Consider the following 25,988-nt stretch of genomic DNA (forward strand, 5'->3'; position numbering starts at 1 on the left):
TGATTTTTTATCCAATTCCAAATTTTAAAATTTATTTGAGTATTCTGTTTTACAGATGAAATGCTTTGCTAAAATATCAGCTTACATTAAACTTGAACAGAACGCATCCATAAAAAACTAAAACCCGTATTTAAATTATCGTATTTACTGCACCACTAATTTCCTCGTTACAATTTTATTATTCTGAATAATCTGCACAAAATAGCTGCCGGCTTCCAAATTTTTTGGCGACCAGTTAATGGGCTGCCCGGATTTTCCAGGATTGCTGATGTCTGTAAACACGATTTTTCCTTCGAGGGTTCTGATGTTTATCTGCACCGGATTTGATAATTGTGATTGAAATGCGATGTCAACATTTCCATGACTGGGGTTGGGTGTAATGCTCAACATTCCAGTGAGGTTTTCTTCATTGGTTTTTACCGGACCATTCAACACAAAATCGTATTGAAAGGCACCACCAAAATCAGGATTGAATGTTTTAATCGGAATCACGGTGTTGTTTACTTTACGCATGATGCGTGCGGATCCGGTTCCATACGTTGGAAAGTACCAGAAATTCAATCCATCATTTGAAACATCGTTTACATATAAGGTATAACAACCGGGAGGTAACAACAACTCATCACGATAGGCTGTGACGGGTGCCATATTAGATCGTTCAATCACGATTTGACCCTGACTGTTTACTATTTTATAAGAATTATCCTGTGGGATGTTATTGGTTTTAAATTCAAACAAGATGGATCCGTTGTATCGATCAACCGGTTTAAACGCTACCCTTTTAATATTATTAGAAAGATCTTCATCGCTTTGAGCATTCACTTCTAAAATAGCTGCTTCAAACAGGAAAATGCTGTCTGGACCCGGATTCCAAAAATCAGTTTGAGTCACAGGCAATTCAATGCGTTGTTCAGTAAGCGAACTCAATACTCCGCTCCAGGTATAAATTTCTTTGATTCGATTTTTTATACCGTATTCAATTTTAAGCGTACGAATTTCATCAGCCCCTGTATTGCGAATCGATACGGTTGGTAAATTACAAGATGGATTCAGGCGATCAAATTCTACCCGATTGCTCACAGGTCTTACGATTTCTTCTATGGATGCATCCAATTTGTGATTTAAAGGACCGTAGGAAACCAATTGACTCGACACCAAATAATTTGCCTGATCTAATTGCGGAGGCTCTAAACCATAATCCACATTAATTTCCTGACCACTGTTTACCAAATTACTGATATCAAAGTGAAAAGCTTCTGTTGGTGCGCCCGGACACCATCCGGCGCGATCAAAAATCCAGGTTCCTCCTTGTGGGTAGATTGGATTAAAGCCACATTCTTTCCAAACCGTAAATGGAAATTTTTTACTGCTGGCACCGTTGACCGTAACAAAATGCGCTCTGGGTGTAAACTCTCCATTTTGTTCGTGACCGGTAACAGAGAATCTCAATTTATAATTTTTAGCTGTTGGATGCAATCGCAACTTGCGCGCTTCAAATCGTTTGTTGCTTAATATTTCAGAAAAGTAACCCCGTTGAAACGGCCAAATATTTGCAATGTCCAATACATTGCGTTCCGGAATTCCTTTTATAAATAAAAATTTGATATCGATTTCTTCCTGATTTTCCCCTCCTAACTCCATCGATAACATGCATTTGCCTTTAAGGATGGGTGTAAAATCCGTTACATCAAACTGAAATGTTTTTCCATCTTTTCCAAGATCCAGGTTATTTCCATAAGGTGTAACCAATGAAAGCAATTCAAACTTTGCAGGCGTGCGGAGATAGTATTTTAAATTTTGAATATCAATTAAATCTTCCGGATCAATAAACGTAGTACCGTATGCATCTCCATTCTCGAGATAAATTTTGTCTTCTGCGGCTGCATAGACATAAAAAGTAGAATCTAAAATCAAGTCATTATTAACTACTTTGTATTGGCGTACAGTCCGTGGACCATTCGGTATCGAATCCAGAACCGGAATGTCTGTAACCACTTGTCCGGTATAGACTCCCTGAACTAAAATCATATTGGGTCGCAAATTACTGTTTGTAAAATTCATGAGTAATTGATGACCCCTTTCTTGATTTCTGTTTAAGGAAACTGGGAGGGTTGCATGTTGCGGGCTAGCTGCTAAATCATTTATTAGAGCTCCTGTTGTTTCTTGAAACGGAAAATAAAATACCAGATTGGAATAATTTGGATGGGATGGATCGATGCTTTTGTTTTTCCATTGATTGATTTGTATGGAATCCAATGTCTTATTCCAGATTGACAATTCGCGCATGCGTCCGTTGTAAGGGATTCCATTGTTGGATGCATCGCCTATGGTTAAGGAATTCAATTGAATGGGATTTAATTTAGCAAGACCTGTGAGCCATAGAGTACCATTCTTGTAAATTTTCATTTCGCCGGTTACTGCATTCTTAGTGAAAGCCCAATGATTCCATTGTCCTTCGTAATCAGAAACAGCAGCTGCTTTTTCAATCCGATCATAACCTCCATTTTTAAAACCGCAATCAAAATAAATGCTTCCATTACTCCAGGGAAGATGGATGTTGAGTGCCCGTTGATTGTTTGCATTTACTCCTTCCAGCACACTGTTGTTGTTTGGTTGAATGGGTGTTGCTCCGAATAACCAAAAGGATACGGTGAGTTCATTAGAAATGGCATTCAATTTACCGCCATCCAATTTACTGCTCAAACCATCCCAAACCAAGGACCGCTCCAATGCATTTGCGTGAGTTGATTGTTGGACATTGCCAACATAATGTGCAGCCAATTGAGGTGCAGTGGTGCTTGCTGGATTTGAATAACTTAAATCTACTAAGATCGAAGAAATACCATCCCAGTTGAAGGCATTGTAAAATTGAAAGTGTTGAATACCCGATGGATTGAAATTGGTATCCTTAAAATAAACTTCTGAAAGTGATTCCTGATCTGGATTTGATATCGCATTTAATTTGGTATGTTTAAGGCGAATGCGAAAATTATCCAATTTTGATCCCGGTGCAACCACAAATAAATCCAATCCGGTAATTTTTCCGGCTTTCATTCCGCTGCTCAACAATTCGTTTGCTGTGAGCAGGTATTGCGCGCGGTAAACTCCATCGTTGGAATTAAAACTAATTGTATTATTGGTTCCATTTCCAATTGCAAATTTTTGTTCAGATACGGTTCCACTATAGTTTACATTTTTTTGAAATGAATTATAGTAGGTGAATGTTGGAATCGTGGTATAGTAAAATTGCAATCCGTTAAACCCGGAAATCACATAATTTCCAATCGTGGCTAAACTGCTATCTTGTTTGGTGCTATCGGTGATAAAGGTATTGCAGCTGTAATCCCATTCATAACAGCCCACACTGCCAACTCCTACCCTTGCGCCATGGCAACGCATGTTGTATTGCATGATAATTTTACGATAGGATTGTGTCGGATCATCGGGAAATTGGAATACCGCTCTACGGGTTGTACTGTCCCAGGTGAAGGTTTGGACGGTGACGGTATCCTGGGCGGCGAGGCTATTTAAGATTAAAAATAAGCTGAGGAATTGGAGTAGGTTTTTCATATGCAACATTGAACTGGTAAAATTAAGGCAATTCAGAAGGTTCAACGGATAAATTTTAAACATGCATGCGTTGGTGGACTGATAGGTAAGAGTTGCAATGAATGGAAAATGTAAGAAATGCCACGAATGCACGAATGGAAGACGAATGGAAGATGCGAAGTGTAAAATTCATTCGTCCTTAATTCGTGCATTCGTGGCGATTCCTCTTCATTCGTCCTTAATTCGTGCATTCGTGGCAATCCAAAAAATATTGATTATACCTACAAATTAAAAAAGTCCTGTTTTTTAGGCAGGACTTTTTTCAGTAGTATAGTTTAAAACGGTTCTTACATCATACCGTCCATTCCACCGCCGTGGTGGTGATGGCCGCCTCCGCCTTTGTCCTCTTTTGGTTTGTCGTTTACAACGCATTCCGTCATAAGGATCATTCCAGCAATAGACGCTGCTTTTTCCAAAGCGATACGGGTTACTTTTGTTGGATCGATTACACCGGCTTTCTTTAAATCTTCGTATTCACCAGTTCTTGCATTGAAGCCATAAGAGCCTTTCTTTGCAGCAACATTCATGTAAACAACAGATCCTTCAACACCTGCATTCTCAGCAATTACACGAATTGGAGATTCGAGTGCTTTTTTAACGATCTCGATACCCAATGCTTCGTCCTCATTGACAGTACGGGTTCTGTTTAAAGATGGGATTGCTCTCACCAAAGCCACGCCGCCTCCGGTTACGATACCTTCTTCAACAGCAGCACGGGTTGCATGCAATGCATCGTCTACACGATCTTTCTTTTCTTTCATTTCAACTTCCGTCGGAGCACCGATATTTAAAACTGCAACACCGCCAGCTAATTTAGCTAAACGCTCTTGTAATTTTTCTTTATCGTATTCAGATGTTGTTGTTTCGATTTGCGCTTTGATTTGGTTGATACGCGCTTCAATCATTTTCTTGGCACCCTTTCCTTTTACGATGGTAGTGTTGTCTTTATCGATGGAAATTTTTTCGCAGGTACCTAAGTTGTCCAACTCGGTGTTTTCAAGTTTGTATCCTTTTTCATCAGAGATTACAGTACCATTGGTTAAAATGGCAATGTCTTCCAACATGGCTTTGCGACGATCTCCAAATCCTGGAGCTTTCACCGCAACCACTTTCAATCCACCGCGTAAACGGTTTACCACCAATACGCCCAATGCTTGTGAATCTACATCTTCGGCAATAATTAATAATGGTTTTCCAGTTTGAACTACTTTTTCAAGGATCGGTAACATTTCCTGCATGTTAGAGATCTTCTTATCGTAAATCAGGATCAGCGGATTTTCATAATCAGCTGTCATGTTTTCTGCATTGGTAACAAAGTACGGACTTAAATAACCGCGATCAAATTGCATACCTTCAACAACATCAACTGTTGTTTCAGTTCCTTTTGCTTCTTCAACCGTGATGACTCCATTCACACCCACTTTTTTCATAGCGTTTGCGATCAGGTCTCCGATTTGTTCGTCGTTGTTTGCAGAGATCGAACCAACTTGTTTGATTTTACTAAAATCATTTCCGATTTGTTCGGATTGCTTTTGTAAATCATTGATAACTGTTGCTACGCCTTTGTCAATACCGCGTTTTAAATCCATTGGATTGGAACCTGCTGCAACGTATTTCATACCAGCAGCAACAATTGATTGCGCTAATACAGTTGCAGTCGTTGTACCATCACCAGCGAGGTCATTTGTTTTTGATGCTGCCTCTTTTAAAAGCTGCGCACCCATATTTTCAATTGGATCTTCCAATTCGATTTCTTTTGCAACGGTCACACCGTCTTTAGTTACCTGAGGTGCACCGAAGCTTTTTTGAATTACGACGTTACGTCCTTTTGGTCCAAGTGTTACTTTTACCGCATTTGCCATTTGATCGATGCCTGATTTTAATTTTTCACGGGCATCGGCATTAAAACTTATTTCTTTTGCCATATCGTTTGCTATTTATTTAAAATGAATGAATGATTAGATAATTACAAGAATGTCGTCTTCGCGCATGATCAGATAATCATTGCCTTTGTATTGAAATTCCTGTCCGGCATACTTGCCGTACAATACCATATCGCCTTTGTGAACAGTCATCATGTTGCCGTCCTTTCCCGGACCAACAGCAATAACTTCTCCACGAAGTGGTTTTTCTTTAGCGGTGTCTGGGATGATAATTCCCCCTTTAGTTTTTTCTTCAGCGGGAGCCGGTTTAATTACGACCCGGTCGTTGATTGGTTTCATATGAATCTATTTTTATTAAGTGAATTAAAAATTTGCGAATTACACTACTGCCGTATCATAGATTATGCCATCCCAATAAAAAACACGTTTTGGCAGGGTTTTATGTCAAAATCCAACGGATTTGCATTAAAATCTGACAAAACCAGGGACAAATTGACATGATTTTGCAAAAAACGGCCTGCGTTTTACTCAAAATGCATCAAAAATCTAAAAAATGAGGCTTTTTTATTAAAAATGCCCTATGACACCTGTGTCAATGTGTATGTGGTTGATAATCTGGAAGATAGGAATAATTGGGTGATTTTTTTTATATGGAGGAATGTTTTTGATTTGGAGATGAGGGAGGTTGGTGGTTGTGAAATAAGGAGCTTTTTGGGTTTGTTTCTTTGATTGGGGCATTCGAAAAATCAAGGGTTGAAACCCTTGATTTGTGGAGGAGGAGTGGATTTTGGGGGGGAGCTTGTGCGTGATGTTGTTTTGTTTCTTTGATTTTGGGCCTTTCGAAAAATCAAGGGTTGAAACCCTTGATTTGGGGAGGAGGGGTGTATTGATGGGTGGAGCTTGTGCGTGATGTTGTTTTGTTTCTTTGATTTTGAGTCTTTCGAAAAATCAAGGGTTGAAACCCTTGATTTGGGAGGAGGGTTGATTTTGTCTCGTCTTAAATGGATCGATTAAAAAAAAGCACTATTCAAAAAAAAAAATCCCAGGTTTTAGTCCGGGATTTTTTTTCTTTTGAAATGACTTATCTATTAAAAAGTATCTCTCTGTATTTTGGCAAAGGCCAGTAGGAATCTTCTACAATCAATTCCAGTTGATCTACGTGATCGCGAATTTCCAGAAAAATTGGTTTTACATGATCGCAGAAATAAATGGCTTTGGAGCGGGTTGAATTTTGGTGTTCGGCTTTTTCTCGTTGAACACGCATTTTTTCAATTCCTTCGTAGGCGGCATTAATGTGTTTGGAGATACTTTCTGCGAGTAATTCCTGCGTAGCGCATGCGCCTTTTGACAATCCGGCATCTTTGCTTGCTTTGATATTTAAAACCAATTCAGTTTGGTATCGGATACAAGCCGGCAAGATTTGGTTTAATGCCAGTTCTTCTACAAGGCTGGATTCGATTTCAACTTTCTTGATGTATTTTTCAAGATAGATTTCATGACGCGCTTCTTGCTCTTTGTCATTGAGGATTTTCATATCCTTAAAGATTTTATTGGCTTTGGCTGTTGTAAATGCATCCAATGCCATCGGCGTGGTTTTGATATTTGGCAAGCCTCTTTTTGCTGCTTCCTTTGCCCAGGCCTCGCTGTAATTATCTCCTTCAAACAAAATGTTTTTTGAAGATTTTATGCACTCGCGAAGTTCTTTAAGGATGGCAGAATCTTTTTTCTCGCCATCTGCTATGTGTTTGTCTACGCGCTCTTTAAATTCATTCAACTGATTGGCTACAATCATATTAAGGATCATCATCGGATCTGCACAATTTGCAGTGGAACCGACAGCCCGGAATTCAAATTTATTTCCTGTAAATGCAAAGGGAGAGGTTCTGTTACGATCGGTATTGTCCATCATGACATCCGGAATCATTTTATGAATATCGAGTTTCAATTCATTTTCTTCTTCCTCCTTCAAATCATTGTCTACGCGCATTTCAATCGCTTCTAAGACTTTGGTGAGGTAATCCCCAATGAAGACCGAGATGATGGCAGGAGGTGCTTCGTTGGCTCCTAAGCGATAGTCATTGCTTTCTGCTGCAATGCTTGCACGTAAGAGATCCGCATGATCGTGAACCGCTTTGATGGTATTGATAAAGAAAGTAAGGAATTGCAGGTTATTGCGTGGCGTTTTACCCGGACCCAAGAGATTAGTACCGGTATCGGTACTCATAGACCAGTTGTTGTGTTTACCGGACCCGTTGATGCCTGCAAAAGGTTTTTCATGAAGCAAAACAATCAGATTGTGTCTGCGTGCTACCCGATCCATTAAGTCCATCAAGAGTTGATTGTGATCTACCGCAATGTTTGCCACTTCAAACATCGGAGCACATTCAAATTGACTGGGTGCGACCTCATTGTGGCGGGTGCGCAATGGAATTCCCAGTTTATGACATTCGCGCTCGAGGTCTACCATAAAGGCATACACACGTTCCGGAATGGTTCCAAAATAATGGTCTTCTAATTGTTGGCCTTTAGCTGGTCCGCGCCCAAAGACGGTTCGTCCGCTGGACATTAAATCCGGACGCGCATAATACATGGCTTTATCGATTACAAAATATTCTTGTTCCCAACCCAGGGTGGCCGTTACCTTGTTGACAAAGCGATCAAAATAACGCGCTACGCCGGTAGCTGCTTTATCCAATGCTTCGACAGAACGCAAAAGCGGTGCTTTGTGATCGAGGGCTTCTCCGGTATAGGAAATAAATACCGTTGGAATACAAAGGGTTTTCGAACCCGCGATATCCATTATAAATGCAGGCGACATGGGATCCCATGCTGTATACCCTCTGGCTTCAAAAGTTGCCCGTAAACCACCACTTGGAAATGAAGACGCATCCGGTTCTTGTTGAACCAAAGCATCCCCGTCAAATTTTTCAAGCGCCGATCCGGAACCGCTCAATGTAAAAAAGGAGTCGTGTTTTTCGGCAGTACTCCCTGTCAATGGTTGAAACCAGTGACTGTAATGGGTGGTGCCTTGTTCCATTGCCCAGGCCTTCAAAGCCGCGGCAATCTGGTCCGCCAATTCCCGGGAGATTTTTTGTCCGTTGTTGATGGTCTGGGTATAAGCCTTATACGCATCATTAGACAAATAGCTTCTTAACTTATTGTCGGTAAACACATTTTCCCCATAATAACTGGAGATTTTAGCATTATCCCGTTCTTTCGGGGTTTTGGGTCTTGATAAAAACAAACTGAGGGCAGTACTGCGGTTGGTAGGCATGAGCTTAATTTTTAGATTAAAAATAAATGGATGCCCAAAATTATTTAAATATTTTGAGCTTTTCCCCACGAAATCACAGTTTTTAACAAATAAATGTGAATTATTTTATGTAAAATAGTCTGAAGTGACTAAAAATTACTAAAAATATTTATATTTTTATTAACCTGATATGTGGATGGGGAGAATGCTGCAATGCTACAATCTTGTAATCCTATAATCTTTGAAACCTGATTTTAACTTGTACTTTATTTTAGGATTATATACACGATCCACTTGCCACTGACTACTAATTGCTGACAAGACACTTTGTATAGCTATTCCGTAGATACTCCGTGGATACTCCGTACATATCCCGTACATACTCCCAGGATACTTGCTTGTAATAGCGTCAAATGCCGAGAAAGCACGGAAAACGACGGAAAACATGCAATAAAACAGCAATTTTCAAGCTGAATAATGCTGATAAAATCCTGCAATGGTGCAATTCTGGAATCCTGCAATCTCCTAATTTTGATTGAAAAATTAATGAAAAAAATTTCAATGGCAAAGGGGACATGCATAGGTTGAACCTATAAAGGAAAAAACTAAGCTGAAATAATTTAAATCATGTAACTCATTATAGGCGGAGCCTAAATCATGTTTTCGTTTTATTTTGTGCATAACTTAGGTTCTTCTATGGTTGAAATTTAGGACGTAGGTGAAACCTACGGCTTAGCGAAAGATATTTATGGGTTGGAACCCTAGCAAGAAAAGCTTATTTATATTGCATGTCGGCGATTCTTTTTCAAGTTTGGTAATATGTATCGCTCTTGACTAAAAAACGCGTCATGGGCTTTAAATTTGAAAAATTAGCGATGTAATTCATGCTTACGCTCCAGAAAAATCCCAGGATGATTAAATTTTAAGGATAAATTAATCTTTCATTTGCTTGAAGCCTTTTTAAAAATTAAAGAAAAACTTAAATTTGCATAGGAAGGGATTTAAAACCTAGTTTAACCAACCACATATATTGACCATGCGATATTTTGTAGCTTGTATGAACGAGTTAGATGTAATCCTAAAACAAAGACAATGAACGAAAATTTACCACAGAATCAACAAGCTAATAATGGCATAATTCAATTGAACGAATTTGAAACTGGATTAAAGCAAGTTTTAAGTTTACATAATTTACCTACTGAGGGTGTTTTTGTTGACATCCCAGAGAGAGTAAATGTATTTAAGAACCTTGACACCGTTCTTAACCAAATATCGCAAGACGAAAAACAACAATCACTTTATCTTTCCAAATTTATAGCAAGCACAGCTTCTGGACTTTTTGACGCGTCTCTAAATTACCTATGGGATGAAACAATTTTGCAAATAAGAAAACGTGTTTCACAATATGACATTGAGTTCTTTTATGACAATGCCGTAACTGGAGATAGAAGAAAAAGACTCAAGGATGATAATGATTTAGATAAAGTTGATGATTACGACCTAATTAAAGGTGCTAAAGAAATTGGGCTAATTTCAGACTTAGGATTTAAGCATCTCGAATACATAAATTATATGCGAAATTGGGCAAGTGCTGCTCATCCAAATAATAGCGAAATAACAGGACTACAATTAGTCTCTTGGCTTGAAACGTGCATAAAAGAAGTCATAACATTACCCATTTCAAATGTTACAATTAGAATTAAGCAACTTCTTCAAGGAGTAAAAAACACAACTATTTCCGCAAGCGATGCACAAGAAATTGCTGTATTCTCAACTAGCTTAACGCAAGAACAGATAAACAATTTGGCATCTGGATTTTTCGGAATATATGTAAGACCCGAAACCACTAGCCAAACGCATCAAAATATCAATTTATTACTACCTGAGATTTGGGGACGTGTCGATGAAGATGTTAAGCAATCATTTGGTTTAAAGTATGCTCATTTTACAGCAAACAATAGCCAAGACGAAAAAAAGTTATCACGACAGTTTCTCCAAATTGTCAATGCAGAAAGTTATATTCCTGATGACCTGAGAGCAATTGAAATTGACAATACCATTGACAACCTCTTGTCTGCACATAGAAGCTTCAACAATTTTTACAACGAACCTGCTTTTGCTCGACAACTCTTACGAATTATCGGACAACCGATGAAAATTCCAAAGTCAGTAGAAAAGAAATTTGTGATGGCTATCGTTGAAACATTTTTGACTAATGGAAATGGTGTCGCTGTTTCAGCCAATGAAATATATACAGAAATTCTTTCCAGTCTTGACTCACACCAAGCAAACATTGCTGCTTTATCTTTTACAGATTCAAAAATTTCAAGCCGACTGCAATTTTCATTGTGCGAACGAAAATTTAAAGAACTCATAGAAATAGTTAAACCAAGTATTACATCGCCTCCTGTAAACGACTTAATAAAATATATAACAGAAGAACACAAAGGCAAATCATCCAACTTGATGCTCGACAAGACAGTAAAAACCTCGGTTGACAACTTAAGGACCTTGTTGAAATAAGAAGGTCTACATCTAACAGCACCTAACCAAAAGTGGCGGTTCAGTGGTTAAATCAAGCTTTGTGCTTCTATCAAATTTTGTGTTTGGTTGACAGTGAAGTGCTTCAAGATCTCAACCTTCGGATATCTTCAAAACTTTGATATAAATATTATAATGAAATCAGATAGTTGACAGAATTTAAGTAAATTGATTATTTTTAAACCTAAATGTTAATGAATAAACCTTGAAATCAATATGAAAAGAAAAAGCATAATAAAGACAGCCATATGGCTTATTCTATCTGTTTTCTTTGGTTTTATGCCCTTATGGACAAAACTGATGAACGCCTCAATTGATTCTTCCAAAATATTTAGCCTCAAAAGTATGTTAATTGATTGCTCAATCCTTTACTTTTGTTGTGCTGCAACAATAGGTGTCTGTGTAGACTATTTTTTTAATACTACTACAAAATTTATATTTTTAAGGGAGTTGATAAATGTACTTATTCTCCCATTATTTATTTTCTTCTGGACAATAATTGTTGCCATTAATGTTTTATCCCTTCCAGAAAATAATATAAATATTACTACAGTTCTTGTAAATACTTTAGTTGTTGTAGTATCTACATTAGTTTATATAATATTAATGAAGTCTACTGAATTTTCAAACTCAACACTCTATAAATAATGACAACAACCGATTTGTTTCCTATAATTTTATCAGCTCTATTCTTAACTATTTATGTGTTTGTTTTTTTATATTCAAAATACAAAATAAATCAACCTTCATTGGCAGATAATAAAATTGATTTAGGGAGTTATACCAATCCCTTAAACATTGAATTTGCTGAAATAATTACTACTCAAAAACTTGAAAGTGATCGTGCTTTTTTCGCTGACACTTTGTATAAAATCAGAAGCCACATAGACAATTCCTACACAAATCCATACAAAATCAGTAATATTAATGGTATATTAGTTTCTAATATGCTACAAGGAACGGACAGGATAACGGATTTCCTATTCCCAATATTTAATCATTTGTGCGAATTCAATAATTCCCTTTATACTTATTTTATAGGTACCTTTTTTGAAACTCTATTATCCAAGAAAACAGTATCATCAAAAGAATTGAGTGGCAACATAAAGCAATTTGGTTCAAGCAATTTAAAAAAGGCCCTTTTTCTGCATTTCTTAAAGGCAAAAGTAAATTACTCAGATTTACGTAATCTCATTTTAGAGCTGACTGAAGATGACACAACTATTGAAAACTATTCTGATATTTTAGCATTAAGTTACTTCAAAGAGCCTGAAAGAATTATAAACCTTTTGAACGAGATAACTCCTAAATATAATATGCTTAATATTGGAAAATTGGAAGACAAAAAGGAATTAACTATATTAAAATTGACAATATTTTTTTTTGTTAAAGTACTTATAGATTCAAAAGGGAAAATCGAAAATATCAATACTATTAAAAGGCTACTCTTTGAAAAATATAAATTCATTTTCGACAGTATTTACGGAAATTCAAACAACCCAATTTCATCTAAAATCAAAGAAAGGGTATTTGCTTTTTTAGAAGCAGCAGGTATCCAACAATGGAATAAAGGAATAGGCAACATTGAAACTGGCAGACAAATTAATAATTATTTTTTTATAGAGTATAGCGATACTAAATCCAAAATAAAAATTCAACGAGAACAATTAGATAGATACTTTAAATATTTCATTGACCTTTTTAATGAAACATTAGATGCAAAGAATGAGTTAAGCTTTATTAATAATTCTATGGAAATGATAGAATTTGGAAAATTCAGTATTAATGGATACCTAAGTACAATAGCTCTTAATGTTTATATTATGCAGGTTAGTATAAATAAACAAAAAACCATTGATACAATTACATCAATAATTTTATCTAATCCAACGGAATCAAACTACTTCTTTCTATCAATTTTTATTGATAATTTGCTAAAAATAAATAATCAGACACCGGAATTTTATTTGGATATTTTAAATACTAGTAAGAAAATTATCAACCCATTAATTATTGAAGGGCAACTTGATTTTAATCCATTTTATTATTTAGACAATAGTTTTTTTGATAATAATCCCGACGAAGGGATATTTTCCGAAATTACAAATCAATTCTTTGTAATAAAATCCCCTGAAATCATTAAAAGAATTACTCCAAAATTAAACTATATTTCTTTTCTCGAAAATAAAAAGCCATCAAGGTATGTGGCCGGAAAAATATTTGAATTAAATATTCTTAATAATGAAATTTGGAGAGATAGCCTATTGACTTTTCTTGCTTCTTGTTTTGAAAATGATAGAGATTATATCTTAACATTGCTTTCAAAATCTAAAAACAGTCTTGTGATCAACGAATGGCAATTAATCAACAAAACTAACCCTTCAATTTTATCTTTACATTTTCCAAGAAGTTACCAGATCAAATGGAATGAGTTTATAATTAATGGATTTATAGAAAATAAACGAATAAGGTATTACTTAATTCGGGATTTAATTGGTGGACTAATTCAATCAAATTCTGTCGAGGATTTTTCAAAAGAATTTAGGAAGTTTATTGTAGAATTAACTAAATCATACTATGAAGAGTCAAATGTATTCATTAAGTCACTTTCTATCGAAGAGGTTTATTCAAATACAATTTCTAAGAAAGATGTAACTAAAGCTAAATTATATACCTATGAATAAATTTTTTAGCCAATTAATTGATAACCTATATCAAAAGGTTACTAATAAAAAATCCTGTTCGCTTCTTTTCGAAAAGGAAGAATTTGATGGCAAAGAATATTCTAATGATAGTTTTCACGAGTTTTCAAAGCAGTATTTTAATTGGCCGGAGAATTTTTACAGAAAAAGTGAATTGCCAGATTATCTTTTTGATATTAAAGAAATAAATGAAACGGCAAAGTGCAAATCATTTTCTTTCACTTCTCCTTTCTCTACGAAATTTCAAGAAAACACGAATTGCTACTATAAAATATTTAGTGAAGGTTCTGCGAGCACTCTTTTAATCTTCTCTCCAGGATGGGCGAGGCCAAATTTAAAAATGGAACAAAATTTTTGCACAAAAGTTTCAAAAGCTGGCATTGATTGCATACTCCCCATAAAACCATTTCATCAAGAAAGGACGCCAGATGGTTATTATTCGGGTGAGCTTTTTATTAGTGCCAATCAACTTTTTACTGTTGCAAACTTTAGGCAATATGTTTCAGAACTTAGACAGATTGTAAGTTATTATAGAAGTAAATATGAGAAACTAGGAATTGTTGGAATGAGCAGTGGCGGGTTTCAAGCTGGACTATTAGCTACGGTTGAAGAATTAGATTTTTACCTTCCCTTTATTACAGGTGCAGAGCTTGGAGGTATAACTTGGAATGGGAGCCTGACAAGGTTTGTAAAAAAAGATTTACTAAAAAAAAATGTAACAGAGAAACAATTAAATGATATTTGGGCAATTGCTGACCAAAAATATCTTGGCAATAACTGTAAAGCAAAGTATATAAAACAATACATCAGTAAATATGATGAAGTTGTCCCAACTAAGTATCAGTTAATCCTTAATGATATTTATAAAAAACCGCCAATTTTTTATATCAATAGTGCTCACACTTCCGTATTTTTTAGTCTCAACTCTATTTTAGCAGACATGATAAAGGAAATAAAATCCTTAACTTAAAATTGAAAGACAAACTCATCATGTTGGCCATACTGTTAACAACATAGGTATTGCCAAAATGCAGGCTGGAGGAAGCCGTGTTTCATCTTTCTTTGCATTATGCATCTGCATATCCAGCATAATCTTTAATATTTAACTATGTCTAGATCATCATCTTTTATATCTTTATTCAGCAGTGGTCAGCTGCGACAGGCGGAATTCTATTTCCTGCACTTTGGCAATACCAACTCTATAAAATCATGTGTAACGTCTTTATCGATAGAATCAAACAGACAACTAAAACTAGCAAAAAATAAACCATTTTGAATGGTGATCACAGACATACAAACAATATTAAAAACGGACAGCTACTAAACCAACACTCCTTGCCAACCCACCTGTACTTCTTATTTTCCTTCAAGTTTATCCCGCAAAAAGCTGGACACATCGTTTTTAATTCTATATTAGCCAACTGGACAAATGGCAACGACAAGAATCTTAACTTTACAAATTGATAAAAACTAAGATAAATAATGTTCGAGCAGACCTTTAAAAATATAGACGACATACTTCACAAAGATGCCGGTTGTGGCAGTGAATTGGATTATGTGGAGCAAACCAGTTGGATTTTGTTCCTCAAATATTTGGACGACTTGGAGAAAGACCGAGCCACAGCTGCGGAACTCACAGGCAAGACTTACACGCCCATAATTGACAAAGATTACCAATGGACAGTTTGGGCAATGCCCCTTCGACAGGCTCAGGGGCCGAATTCTAAGACGAGAATGAAGGATGGTGAGCTTGTCGAACCAGACCACCACAAGGCAATGACAGGTGACGACCTCACCGACTTTGTAAACAACAAACTCTTTCCTTACCTCAAAAAATTTAAACAGAGTGCCGAAAGTGCCGCCACCATTGAATACAAGATAGGCGAGATTTTCAGTGAACTGAAAAATCGTATACAAAGCGGCTACAATTTACGAGAAGTGATTAACCGCATTGACGAGTTGCGGTTCCGCACCCATGCAGAGAAGCACGAAATGAGCCATCTGTATGAAGACAAAATTAAAAACATGGGCAACGCAGGCCGAAACGGTGGAGAATACTACACACCCCGACCGCTCATTACCACCATTGTAAAAGTAGTTGCCCCAGAAATTGGAGACAAAATTTATGATGGCGCTGTGGGCTCTGCGGGCTTCTTGTGTGAAGCGTTCGACTACCTGAAAAATCCTTCGGCAAGCTCAGGACAGGTTAAATCACTTTCTACAAAAGATTGGGAGATCCTGCAAAAACGCACTTTTTATGGCAAAGAGAAAAAATCATTGGCGTATATCATTGGCATTATGAATATGATTTTGCACGGAGTAGAAGCCCCCAACATCATACACACTAATACCCTTGCCGAAAACCTTGCCGACATACAAGAAAAAGACCGTTATGATGTAGTGCTTGCCAATCCACCTTTTGGCGGAAAGGAACGTGCCGAAGTGCAACAAAATTTCCCCATTAAAACAGGCGAAACCGCTTCGCTTTTTTTACAGCACTTTATTAAAATTCTGAAAGCAGGTGGCAAAGCAGGTGTGGTAATTAAAAACACGTTTTTGAGCAATACCGACAATGCCACGGTTGCTATACGAAAAACTTTGTTGGAAAACTGCAACCTGCATACCGTATTGGATTTACCGGGCGGAACTTTTACCGGTGCAGGGGTAAAAACCGTGGTGCTGTTTTTTGAAAAAGGCAAGCCCACACAAAAGGTTTGGTTTTACCAGTTGAACCTTGATCGTAATTTAGGCAAGACCAACCCACTCAACGAAAACGACTTGGCAGAATTTGTAGCACTACAAAAAAACTTTGCCGATAGCGAAAACTCCTGGACAGTAAACATTAAAAACATTGACCAAAGCACTTTTGATTTAAGTGTTAAAAACCCCAACAAAAAAGAAGCGGCTCGACTCCGTTCACCAAACGAGATATTGGAAGAAATGAAAGCCTTGGATGAAGAAAGTGCGGAAATATTAAACTCAATTTTGGAATTGATATGACTTGGAGAAAGAAAAAATTGGGGGATATTCTAACTATTGAGCGTGGTGGTTCTCCTCGACCTATAGATAAATATTTAACGAACTCTCCCGATGGTATTAATTGGATAAAAATTTCTGATGCAACAGCGTCCACAAAATATATTTATGAAACCAAAGAAAAGATTACAAAGGACGGACTGCATAAAACAAGATTAGTAAATGAAGGTGATTTCATTCTTTCAAACTCAATGAGCTTTGGAAGACCATACATAATGAAAACAACAGGTTGTATTCACGATGGTTGGTTAGTATTAAAGCAAAACGGAAGTAAAGTATTTGATACAGAGTTTTTATACTACTTACTTTCATCACCTTACGTTTTTAAACAATTTGATTATTTAGCTGCAGGTTCAACTGTTAGAAATTTAAATATTGCTCTTGTTAGTTCTGTTGAAGTCCCCCTTCCACCCCTCCCCGAACAACAACGCATTGTTTCCATTTTAGACGAGTGCTTTGCCGCCATAGATAAGGTAAAAGCCAATGCCGAACATAACTTATTAAATGCAAATGAACTTTTTGAAAATGCTGCACAGGCAATATTCACTCAAAAGGGAACTGATTGGGAACAAAAACTTTTAGGAGAATTTGCAACATTTAGGAATGGAATAAACTATACAAAAGGAAGCAAGGGGGAGAAAATAAAAATAGTTGGGGTCAAAGATTTTCAAGATAGTTATTGGGTTCCAGACAATGATTTGGTTGAAGTTTCTCTTGATGGTAAGATAAACGAAACTGACTTGCTAAAAAAAGGGGACATTTTGGCTGTCCGTTCTAATGGTAATCCTCAATTAATTGGTCGGACGTTATTAGCAGGTAAAATCAATGAAAAAGTTTCTCATTCGGGTTTCACTATAAGGATTAGGTTAGATTCAAAAATAGTTAATCCGAACTATCTCTGTCATTTTTTGAAAATTCAACAGACAAGAAAAACACTTGTAGAAAGTGGGAATGGAGTTGGAATTAGGAGTTTAAATCAGGGTTCACTTTCCTCATTGAAAATTCCTTTTCCGAAATCATTAAAAGAGCAGGAAATGATAATTGACAAGGTAGATTCAATAGCAGAGCAAAGTCAAAAGCTAAAAGACATATACCAAAGAAAAATCAACGATTTGGAAGAACTGAAAAAATCTATCCTACAAAAAGCATTTGCAGGAGAATTGAAAACTGAAAAAGCGGTTGCAGTATGAAAAAGATAGACCTACATCTACATACAAAGCCATCACAATACAGTGATTCAGCATTTATATTTAGCCTTCCAAAGCTAAAAGAGTATGTTGAAAAGTTAGCTATTGATTGCATCGCAGTTACCAATCACAACTTATTTGATTTACCTCAATTCAATCAGATTTCAGCACAACTTGGAATAAAAGTTTTGCCAGGAATAGAAATAAATTTAGAGAAAGGACATCTGCTATTGGTCTCAGAAAATGCGGAACTTGATGACTTTGAAGCCAAGTGCAACCAAGTTGAAAGTTTAATCACAAGTGAATCTGAATTTATTACTGTTCAAAAGCTAAATGAAATATTCATTGACCTAAGTCGATACCTTTTAATTCCGCACTATGATAAAACTCCAATTATTCGACCTGAAATAATTGAAAAATTAAAACCACATATTACATCGGGAGAAGTAACCAGTGCAAAGAAATTCAAATATTGTTTGAAAGATGCAAACAGCTTAGTTCCTGTTTTATTTAGTGATTTGAGATTTACAGAGAATATGACTGCATTCTCACCACGCCAAACTTTTATTGATATTGATGATACTTCTTTAAGGGCAATTAAAACGTGCTTGATGGATAAGCACAAAGTTTTTCTTCATCATACAGAAGGACATCGGTTTTTTCAGATTTTTGAAAATGGTCAAAAACTTTCAACAGGTTTGAATGTAATTTTAGGTGAAAGGTCATCAGGTAAAACCTATACACTTAAAACAATTGCTGCTATGTATGACAATGTCATACACATTAAGCAATTTGAGCTATTGGAAACGGATGAAGAAAGAGACAAAAAGAAATTTGATGAATTGCTTACTACTAAACAAAGCAGTATTTCAGAACAATTCTTAAAAGAATTCAAAGAAGTTGTAGAAGATGTTTCAAAAATTGACAGAAAAGAAAATGAAAAACGGATTGAAAGTTATTTAACCTCATTGTTAAAAGTTGCAGCAGAAGAAGAGAAAAAAGATGTTTACTCAAAATGCACTCTGTTTAATGAAAGCAAGTTCATTGAAACAAGCAACGATACATTAAAGCAATTAGTAACTGCAACCGAATTACTTATTGAGAATACTCAATACAGAACTCTAATAGATAGCCACATTTCTAAAAAGGTGTTGCAAGAGTTAGTTGTTGATTTAATGAAGAAATATGAAGAAGTGCAAGAGAAAAACTTGAAAGCAAGGTGGATAAATTCTCTTGTTTTTAATATTCAAAAGGAGTTGCAATCATCAACAGCATCAGAACACATTAAAGATGTTGACTTCTATACAATTCTTCTTGAAAAAGATAAGCTAAGGAAATTTGAAAATATTGCAACTCAAATCAAGAGAGAAAAAGTAATTGAACAAACAGATGTCCGTAGGTTTAAGATTGTGGCATCAACAAGAAGATTTAACGGAGCACAAGAGCTAAAAAACAAAAGCGGCATTCAACAAACTGCTTTCAGTATTGCTTATCCACTATACGATTCTCCTATTCAATATTTGGATGAACTAAAGAAAATGGAGCGTATACCAGAAACTGAATTTTATAAATATTTTGTAGATGTCAGTTATCGGATATTGAATGAATTTGATGCCGAAATTTCAGGTGGAGAAAGGTCAGAATTTAATCTACTTGAAAAAATTCAAAATGCTCATCATTTTGATTTGCTTTTAGTGGATGAACCCGAATCATCATTTGATAATTTGTTTTTAAAAAATGAAGTGAATGAGCAAATCAGGCAAATTTCAAAGACAGTTCCTGTAATTGTTGTTACCCACAACAACACAGTAGGAGCATCTATTAAGCCTGATTATATTCTCTACACAAAGAAGGAAATTGTTGGTGGCAAAGCAGTTTATGAAGTTTATTCGGGTAATCCTGCTGACCCAATACTAAAATCTATTGATGGCGAAGAAATTAATAATTATAATATAATGCTTAATTGCCTTGAAGCAGGTGATTCAGCATACATTGAAAGAAAACAGTCCTATGATATACTTAAAAATTGAAAACGGTAAAGGCTACTTCTTCAAAGAGCCTGACCAGTGGATTGAAATAGACCAAATTGGTAAAGAAGATTTATTGACTTTACTCGATAAAGCAATTGCTGATGATTTTGAAATGAATGATTATGATGCAGGCTTGTTACAAAACACGGCACATCAAATAATCTACAAACACCTTTTTCAAAAGTTCAATGAGCTAGTTGAAAATAAAAGTCGCTTCAAAGATGAAAGCGAACAGCTTTACAAAAGTGCAATAGAAAAATACACAGAAGCCATTCAAGCAAGTGGTGTTGTTTAAATGAATATAAAATGAACGAAGCAGAAACAAGAGCAGAACTCATAGACCCCAAGTTAAAGGCATGTGGATGGGGCGTTGTAGAAGGTTCTAAAGTCCTTCGTGAATACCATATTACACTAGGAAAAATTCAAACAGGCGGTGGGAATGGCAAAAAAGAAATTGCCGATTACGTGTTGGTTTACAAAGGCATCAAGTTAGCAATTGTAGAAGCAAAAAGCGATGAACTAGAAGTTGGCGAAGGTGTCATGCAAGCCAAGAAATACGCTCAAAAATTGCAATTGGAAACTACTTATAGCACCAACGGAAAAAACATTTACCAAATCTGTATGAAATCAGGTGAAGAAGGTTTGGTGCCAGACTTTTTAAGTCCTGAACAACTTTGGAATAAAACCTTCCCTCCGTCAGACTCAGAGCTGAATGCTGAAGCGGATTGGCGAGAAAAATTTGCCAATGTGCCGTTTGAAGATAAAAGCGGAAGTTGGCAGTTAAGATATTACCAGGAAATAGCCGTTCAGAGAGCCGTTGAAGCCATTGCTCAAAGCAAAAACAGAATTTTACTTACACTTGCAACAGGCACAGGAAAAACGGCCATTGCATTTCAAATTGCCTGGAAATTGTTTCAAACCCGTTGGAATTTAAAACGAGACGGTAGCCGCAGGTCGAGAATTTTATTTTTAGCAGACAGAAATATTTTGGCAGATCAAGCCTACAATTCATTTGCAGCATTTCCCGAAGATGCTTTGGTGCGAATTAAACCCACTGAAATTAAAAAAAGCGGAAAAGTACCAACCAATGGCAGCATTTTCTTTACCATATTTCAAACCTTTATGAGTGGTACGGATGCAGACGGAAAACCTCTGCCCTATTTTGGCGAATACCCAGCCGACTACTTTGATTTCATCATCATAGACGAGTGCCATCGTGGCGGAGCAAATGACGAGAGTAATTGGCGGGGCATATTAGAATATTTCAGTCCTGCGGTTCAATTAGGTTTAACAGCCACACCCAAGCGAAAAGACAATGTGGATACATACAAATACTTTGGCGAACCAGTTTTTATCTATTCGCTTAAAGAAGGAATTAATGATGGTTTCTTAACGCCCTTCAAAGTAAAACGCATTAAAACAACCTTAGATGATTATCGCTATACTTCGGACGATACCATTGTGGAAGGTGAAATTGAAGAAGGTAAACTCTATGAAGAAAAAGACTTTAATCGCACCATTGAAATTGTAGAACGTGAAGCCAAGCGTGTAAACATCTTTTTAGAAGAAGCAAATCAGAATGAAAAGGCAATAATTTTCTGTGCCAATCAAGCACACGCAGCATTGATAAGGGATTTGGTAAACCAAAATGCAAAAAGCAAAGACCCATTTTATTGTGTTCGTGTAACTGCCAATGATGGAGAAGAAGGTGAAAGATTGTTGCGTGAATTTCAAGACAACGAAAAAACATTGCCAACCATTCTGACAACTTCGCAAAAACTTTCTACAGGTGTTGATGCAAGAAACATTCGGAATATTGTTTTGCTTCGTCCAGTCAATTCAATGATTGAGTTTAAACAAATTGTTGGACGTGGCACCCGACTGTTTGACGGCAAAGAGTTTTTTACCATTTACGACTTTGTAGATGCTTATAAACATTTCAGCGATCCCGAATGGGACGGTGAACCTTTGGAAGAAGAACCAAAAGAATCTAAACTATATCCAACACCTAAACCAACCGTACCACAAATTTTTTTAGATACAGGTGAGCTAACTCTGAAGAAGCCGAAAATAAAAATCAAACTACGCAATGGAAAAGAAAGAGAAATACAATCTATGATTTCAACTTCTTTTTGGAGTGCCGATGGTAAACCCATTTCATCCGAAGAATTTTTAAATAATCTGTTTGGAGAATTGCCCAAACTTTTCAGGGACGAAGAAGAATTGCGAAAACTTTGGAGCAACCCATTAACAAGAAAAACCTTGCTAGAGAATTTAGATGCAGCAGGTTTCCCAAAAGACGATTTATTGACTTTGCAAAAGTTAGTAGATATGGAAAAAAGCGACTTGTATGATGTACTGGAATACGTTTTCAATGGCGACTATATCGCAATGACAAGAGAAGCCAGAGCCAAAGCAGCCGAAGCGACCATCTTTGCTTTACTCAACGACAAACAAAAAGAGTTTATCACGTTCGTATTGAGTAAATATATTGAAACAGGCGTTGACGAACTCGACCAAGAAAAACTTCCAATCTTATTGACAAACAAGTATCAATCATTGGAAGACGCCAAAGAAATTTTAGGAGACGTAGCAAACATTAGTAGACTGTTCATAGAATTTCAAGAACATCTTTACAAACAGAAAGCAGCGTAATGAAAGGAATCCAAGTATATACAGGCAACGAACAAAAGTGATACACATAGCTAAGCTGCAAAAGCCCAAACACGGATCAATGCTTTGTCAAAGAGTTTGGAAAGCCAACGCAAGACAAAATTGCTTTAAAATATTTATCGACTCTTCAAAAAAATAGAAAAAGCAAAGCCGAAAATCCTTAGTATTCATAAAACAACAACAGCGAAAGTGTTTTCATATATACATGAAAGACTAAATAATATAAACATGATAGAATGAGAAAAGTAATTGCAGCAATCAATATGACACTGGACGGATATTGCGACCACACAGCGATTAGTCCGGACGAAGAAATACATGATCATTATTCCGATTTGCTAAATGAATCGGGCGAAATCCTCTATGGTCGAATTACCTTTCAACTCATGCAATTTTGGCAAACGCTACTCATAAATCCTTCTGGAGACAAATCGATGGACGACTTTGCAATTGCAATAGACAAAGTTCCAAAACTTGTGTTTTCTAATACACTGAAAAGCACAGGATGGGAAAGTGCAAAGCTGGCGAATAAAACACTTGAGGAAGCGCTTTTAGAACTCAAAAAACAAACAGGCAAAGCCATTTTTATTGGCAGCCGGAGCTTAATTATTCAACTAATGGAACTCAATTTGATTGACGAATATCAACTCATGGTTCACCCAGTGGTGGCCGGAAGCGGCTTGCCCTTGTTTGAAAATATGCAGGACAGAAAGATGCTTAATCTCTTAAAGACAAAAAACTTTAACAGCGGCCCGGTTATACTTTATTACCAGCCTATAAAAAACGACTGACAATTTAGAATTTTATGACATTGGATAGCCAGATGTATGAATCGCTCATCGGGCAGTAGGTACTACCTAATACATGCTGACAGGATCCGTCTCACACTATTTATACATAAGCAAATGAAAGAAATTATTTTGCTTCCAGTCTATACCAATCGATTTGCCCCATTTTGAAATGCTTAAAAGTTTAACAAAAAAGCCAGGGTCCAGGTAGATTCTGCAATGTACCTTTATCAAAATTTGCAATTAATGAGTCGATCCCACATTATGACCCAACAGTTTTTACAAGCCTTAAATCGTTCAAAAAAATACAAAAGGCTGGTGCAATAAATAATTATACAAATACAATGAATGGAATAATCACACTTGTATTTTTGACTTCGTTCACCTTAAGCATTGGACAATCACAGTTTATCACTAAGCTTGATGGGAGCAAAGTTTCGATTAACGAAATTGATAAATCCATCACACGATTAATGAACGAAGCAAATATTGACGGCTTAAGCCTGTCCGTACTAAACAATAATAAAACTGTTTTTATAAAATCCTATGGCTATAGAAATAAACCTAAAAATGAATTGCTTGACCCTGGTACGATTATGTATGGAGCTTCTTTTAGTAAAGCTGTATTTGGTTTTCTTATAATGAAATTAGTTCAACAAAATAAATTGGATCTTGACAAACCGCTTTACCTGTATTTAAACAAACCAATCCCTGAATACGACTATTTTTCCGATTTAACGAATGATGATAATTGGAAATTAATAACCGCAAGAATGTGTTTAAGCCATACTACTGGACTGCCTAATGTAAGATGGTTTAATCCAATCACCTCAGAACAAGATACCTTGGGTATTATGAAAATCTACTTTAGCCCCGGAACAAAATACGCCTATTCCGGTGAAGGTTTTAAACTCTTGCAATTGGTTGTAGAAGAAATTACAAATAAAAAAATTGATGAATTAGCTATTGAAAATGTTTTTAAGCCTATTGGAATGTCCCGAACAGGGTATGTTTGGCACAATTCATTTGGTGATGACAATGTAGCTGTAGGCCATATGAGCAATGGCGACATTGATAAAAAACGTAAACGCACAGAAGCAGTTGCAGGAGGCTCTTTGGTAACAACTTTAGCAGATTATTCTAAGTTTATAGAATATATCATGCAAAAAAAAGGATTAAAAAAGAAATGGTTTAATGAAATGATTACACCCCAAATTGAAATCCATTCAGTTACCCAATTTCCACCGATAACATTTGAAAAATCATCAGAATATAAAGAAATTAAATTGTCTTATGGTTTGGGATGGGGAATTTTACATTGTCCAAACGGTAAAGCCATCTTCAAAGAAGGCAATGGAGGGGCCTGGAGAAATTACAATATAAATTTTATTGACAAAGGCATTTCTATTGTCATTTTAATCAATAGTGAAAATGGTGAATCCATATATCAAGAACTTATAGAAACTTTAGTTGGCCCTACGTGCATTCCCTGGAAATGGCATGGCTATATTCCATACAATAATAAAAAATAATAAGTCTGTACAAATACAGCTGTGAGAATACCGGATTTTGTAGAGATCACCTTCTCTCTGGCTCAGGATCCATACATTTTCAGATTTGGCATTTCCCCTGCCAGCTTCGTATCTTTACACTTTATTCTATTTAACAGTTTAAAACATTGAAATGAAAATTCTACTGATAATTTTGTTGACTATCGTTGGTATCATCGCATTGCTTTTAATCCTGGCACTTTTCATGAAAAAAGAACATTATGTAAAATGTGAAATCACGATCAATGCGCCACGTCAAAAAGTATTTGACTACATCAAGCTGCTTAAAAACCAGGACTATTTCAACAAAAATGCGATGGCGGGTTCAGATCGGATTAGAGAATATAAAGGCACAGATGGGACAGAAGGATTTATTTATGCCTGGAGCGGGAACAAAGATGCCGGTCAGGGAGAAAAGGAAATTAAAAAGCTCATCGAAGGCCAGAGAATGGAAGCAGAAATTCGTTTTATAAAACCTATGAAAACGTCTTCTTATATTATAATGGAATTAGAATCTATCGCTGACAATCAAACCAAAGTATCCTGGAGCAATGCAGGTACCTTAAACTATCCAGTAAACATCATGATCCCCATGATGGAAAAAATGCTTCCTAAGGATATGGACATCAGTTTGACTAATTTGAAAAACATACTTGAAAACTAGTTTGTCAATACCTATCAACCAGCAATTGAATTGATTTTACAGCCAGTTTGTTTATGCAGCTGCAATGATTAA

General features: G+C 36.2%; 16 protein-coding genes. 12 read left to right on the forward strand and 4 right to left on the reverse strand.

From position 1 onward, the window contains the following. Positions 1-144: 144 nt before the first annotated feature. The 4 genes from IPJ80_01530 to IPJ80_01545 form a co-directional block, all read right to left on the reverse strand. Positions 145-3,570, reverse strand: coding sequence for a T9SS type A sorting domain-containing protein (locus IPJ80_01530; protein ID MBK7912162.1), 3,426 nt, complete (start codon positions 3,568-3,570; stop codon positions 145-147). 326 nt (positions 3,571-3,896) lie between these two features. Beyond that, on the reverse strand, positions 3,897-5,534 hold the full coding sequence (gene groL, locus IPJ80_01535) for a chaperonin GroEL (protein ID MBK7912163.1): 1,638 nt from the start codon (positions 5,532-5,534) through the stop codon (positions 3,897-3,899). A 33-nt stretch (positions 5,535-5,567) separates the two neighbouring features. Further along, the gene (locus IPJ80_01540) at positions 5,568-5,831 is read right to left on the reverse strand and encodes a co-chaperone GroES (GenBank protein ID MBK7912164.1); all 264 of its coding nucleotides are present in this window, start codon (positions 5,829-5,831) and stop codon (positions 5,568-5,570) included. Between the two features lie 742 nt (positions 5,832-6,573). Beyond that, positions 6,574-8,766: a glutamine synthetase III gene (locus IPJ80_01545; protein MBK7912165.1), complete on the reverse strand. Its 2,193-nt coding sequence runs from the start codon at positions 8,764-8,766 to the stop codon at positions 6,574-6,576. A 1,071-nt stretch (positions 8,767-9,837) separates the two neighbouring features. Here IPJ80_01545 and IPJ80_01550 point away from each other — a divergent pair. From IPJ80_01550 to IPJ80_01605, 12 genes are all read left to right on the forward strand, one after another. Next, positions 9,838-11,268, forward strand: coding sequence for a hypothetical protein (locus tag IPJ80_01550; GenBank protein MBK7912166.1), 1,431 nt, complete (start codon positions 9,838-9,840; stop codon positions 11,266-11,268). Positions 11,269-11,502: 234 nt separating this feature from the next. Beyond that, on the forward strand, positions 11,503-11,934 hold the full coding sequence (locus IPJ80_01555; protein MBK7912167.1) for a hypothetical protein: 432 nt from the start codon (positions 11,503-11,505) through the stop codon (positions 11,932-11,934). After that, on the forward strand, positions 11,934-13,970 hold the full coding sequence (locus IPJ80_01560) for a hypothetical protein (GenBank protein MBK7912168.1): 2,037 nt from the start codon (positions 11,934-11,936) through the stop codon (positions 13,968-13,970). The genes IPJ80_01555 and IPJ80_01560 overlap by 1 nt, the downstream gene beginning before the upstream one ends. Next, the gene (locus tag IPJ80_01565) at positions 13,963-14,958 is read left to right on the forward strand and encodes an alpha/beta hydrolase family protein (protein ID MBK7912169.1); all 996 of its coding nucleotides are present in this window, start codon (positions 13,963-13,965) and stop codon (positions 14,956-14,958) included. The genes IPJ80_01560 and IPJ80_01565 overlap by 8 nt, the downstream gene beginning before the upstream one ends. Positions 14,959-15,470: 512 nt before the next feature. Then, positions 15,471-16,988 carry an N-6 DNA methylase gene (locus IPJ80_01570; protein ID MBK7912170.1) on the forward strand — a complete coding sequence of 506 codons (1,518 nt, stop codon included), beginning with the start codon at positions 15,471-15,473 and terminating at the stop codon, positions 16,986-16,988. Further along, on the forward strand, positions 16,985-18,214 hold the full coding sequence (locus IPJ80_01575) for a restriction endonuclease subunit S (protein ID MBK7912171.1): 1,230 nt from the start codon (positions 16,985-16,987) through the stop codon (positions 18,212-18,214). Before IPJ80_01570 ends, IPJ80_01575 begins: the two co-directional genes overlap by 4 nt. Further along, positions 18,211-20,241 carry a histidinol-phosphatase gene (locus IPJ80_01580; GenBank protein ID MBK7912172.1) on the forward strand — a complete coding sequence of 677 codons (2,031 nt, stop codon included), beginning with the start codon at positions 18,211-18,213 and terminating at the stop codon, positions 20,239-20,241. Before IPJ80_01575 ends, IPJ80_01580 begins: the two co-directional genes overlap by 4 nt. Beyond that, complete coding sequence (locus tag IPJ80_01585) at positions 20,222-20,536, forward strand: hypothetical protein (protein ID MBK7912173.1); 315 nt, start codon at positions 20,222-20,224, stop codon at positions 20,534-20,536. Before IPJ80_01580 ends, IPJ80_01585 begins: the two co-directional genes overlap by 20 nt. 11 nt (positions 20,537-20,547) lie before the next feature. Further along, positions 20,548-22,896: a DEAD/DEAH box helicase family protein gene (locus IPJ80_01590; GenBank protein ID MBK7912174.1), complete on the forward strand. Its 2,349-nt coding sequence runs from the start codon at positions 20,548-20,550 to the stop codon at positions 22,894-22,896. Positions 22,897-23,150: 254 nt separating this feature from the next. Further along, complete coding sequence (locus tag IPJ80_01595) at positions 23,151-23,705, forward strand: dihydrofolate reductase family protein (protein ID MBK7912175.1); 555 nt, start codon at positions 23,151-23,153, stop codon at positions 23,703-23,705. Between the two features lie 341 nt (positions 23,706-24,046). After that, a complete protein-coding gene (locus IPJ80_01600) occupies positions 24,047-25,234 on the forward strand; it encodes a beta-lactamase family protein (GenBank protein MBK7912176.1) in 1,188 nt (395 codons plus the stop codon). 151 nt (positions 25,235-25,385) lie between these two features. Continuing rightward, on the forward strand, positions 25,386-25,916 hold the full coding sequence (locus IPJ80_01605; GenBank protein ID MBK7912177.1) for an SRPBCC family protein: 531 nt from the start codon (positions 25,386-25,388) through the stop codon (positions 25,914-25,916). Positions 25,917-25,988: the final 72 nt, after the last annotated feature.

This window comes from Saprospiraceae bacterium (assembly GCA_016714025.1).
Classification (GTDB): Bacteria; Bacteroidota; Bacteroidia; order Chitinophagales; family Saprospiraceae; genus Vicinibacter.